Origin of the sequence: Nonomuraea ceibae (assembly GCF_019396325.1) — a bacterium.
In the GTDB taxonomy this organism is placed as follows: Bacteria; Actinomycetota; Actinomycetes; order Streptosporangiales; family Streptosporangiaceae; genus Nonomuraea; species Nonomuraea ceibae.
In genome coordinates this window covers 1-2,015 of record NZ_JAHKRO010000236.1, presented here as the reverse complement: position 1 = coordinate 2,015, position 2,015 = coordinate 1, and the positions used below count along the sequence as shown (strand labels likewise).

The 2,015-nt window shown below is 67.4% G+C and carries 3 protein-coding genes; all 3 read right to left on the bottom strand.

Annotated features, from left to right (window positions below):
* Nucleotides 1-8: 8 nt before the first annotated feature.
* Nucleotides 9-821 (bottom strand): class I SAM-dependent methyltransferase, encoded by an 813-nt coding sequence (locus tag KME80_RS49690; protein WP_219520056.1) that lies wholly within the window; start codon nucleotides 819-821, stop codon nucleotides 9-11.
* A 9-nt stretch (nucleotides 822-830) separates the two neighbouring features.
* Nucleotides 831-1,286 carry a GbsR/MarR family transcriptional regulator gene (locus KME80_RS49685; RefSeq protein ID WP_219520053.1) on the bottom strand — a complete coding sequence of 152 codons (456 nt, stop codon included), beginning with the start codon at nucleotides 1,284-1,286 and terminating at the stop codon, nucleotides 831-833.
* A gap of 33 nt (nucleotides 1,287-1,319) precedes the next feature.
* A partial coding sequence (locus KME80_RS49680) for an alpha/beta hydrolase (RefSeq protein ID WP_219520047.1) occupies nucleotides 1,320-2,015 on the bottom strand: 696 nt, incomplete at its 5' end.

The following is a 2,015-nucleotide window of genomic DNA, read 5'->3' as shown; positions in this document are numbered from 1 at the left end:
GCACGCGCTCAGAACCGGTAGCGGAGAATGCGTGCCCCTTGCCGAGACAAGGCCGTGCTGCGGGCGGTGAGACGGGTCAGCGCGCGCAGGGGTTGCGGGAACCGGGCTGTTTCCGGAGCGCGGGTGAGGATCTGCTCCTCGATCAGTTCGAGGCCGGCGTCCCAGGACTCGGGTTCGTGTGGGTCGTCGAAGCCCTGGGCGGCTTTGATGCCGAGCGCCTTGATGGTCGGGTGGTACTTCATGGCCCAGGCGGCGAAGCGGGTGTAGCCGTTGAGGGCGAGTTCGCCCGCAGGGAAGTGGCCGGTCAGCGCGCGGGTCATCGTTGGGAAGGAGTCGCCGGGCATGAAGGGGAGCAGCCCTTCGGCGACGATCATCGCCGGCCGGTCACCGGGGATGGCTGTGAGCCAGTCGGAGCCGGTGAGGTCGGCTCCGATCAGGTGGGAACGGCCGGGCAGACATTCGGATCGCAGGTCCACCACTTCCGGGAAGTCGATGTCGTACCAGTCGACGCCGGGCGGGGGATCGCAGCGGAACATCCTGGTGTCCAGGCCGCAGCCCAGGTCGAGCACCACACATCCGGGATGAGCGGCGACGTAGGCGCGGACGTCGTCGTCGAGCTTCTTGGCGCGCAGTGCCGTGGTGAGGACGAGGTTGGGCTTGACTTTCAGCTTGCCGAAGTCGTAGTCGATTCTGCGGGCCAGTTCGGCGGAGAGCGTGTCGCCGAGGATGGGGCTGGGCCGCCCGGCGTCCAGGGCTCTGGCGTGGAGCGTGAGCAGCAGCGTTTCCTGGATCAGCCCGAGCTTGGGTTGCCAGCGGTGCATGGGGGTTCCTTAACGGCGTAGCGGATGACGGGCTGCGAGGTTCTGTAGCCACGTCAGGGAGTCGTGGGCGGCTTTGATGCGCTCGGTGCGGTGTCCCTCGCCGCCCGCGATGTCGAGTCCTTCGTCGGCGATCTCGCCGAACGCGCTCAGGCTTTCGAGTTTGCGCTGGATGACCTTCTGCCAGGCGTCGTCTTCGATGCGGTAGTAGGAGACGCGGTCGCCGGGCCTTCGCACCTTCTTGACCAGGCCGATGGCCGTGAGGAAGCGCATGTTCGAGGTGAGTGAGGCTCGGCTGGCCTGGATCACGTCCGCGATCTGGCCGGCGGATTGCTCGGCCGGATCGCAGATCATGAGCCAGCCGAGGATGCGTCCGGTGATGGGCGGCAGCCCCCACTCTTCGACGCAGAAGGCGGCTACCCGTTCCACCCAGCGGAGCAGCCGGTCCTGCTGTTCCTCAGTGCTCATGGTCGCGTCCTCCGTTGTTGATCGTGTGCCGGTTCACTGTGTCATGGCGGCCACCGACTCGTAGGTCGGTGTCGGGGTGATGTCCGCGAGCCGGGTTCTGCGCAGGTAGAGGTCGAACCAGTCGATTGCGAGCGCCATCGCCTCTTCCAGGCCGGGGCCGGTGTAGAGCCCGAGCACGTCGTAGGGGAGCACTGCGAGCCGCTTGGGCTCGCCCGCCTTGGCGAAGGCGCTTTGCGCCTCCTCGAGCATGTGGTAGGGGTCCCAGCCGCCGTTGGCGATCATCAGTAGCGGCGTCGGCGTGAGCCGGTGGATGAGGTTCTCCGGTGCGAAGGTGAGCAGGTGCTCGGCTGAGTCGAGGGTCTTCTCGTTGCGGTAGGTGGGAAACAGGCGGGTGGACATGTCCGGGGTGTCCTTCACGCTGTCGCCCTCCAGGGTCAGGTGCGGTACGCGAGCGCTCTGCCCGCCTTCGTAGCGCCGTTGCCAGTCCTGTTGTAGCTGGTCGCGCAGCGCGTGGACGCCGGCACGGCCCAGGAGGCGTTCCAGGTATCGCCATCCGTTCCACACGCTGGGGCTCTGTACGACGACGCACTTGATGCGCCGATCGAGCACGGCGGCTTGGGCTGCCACCGAGCCGCCGATGCTCACCCCCCACACCCCGATCCGCTCCGGCTGCACTTCGGGGCGGGTCTGCAGGTAGGACACGGCGCTGCGGAAGTCCTGCACCTGCCG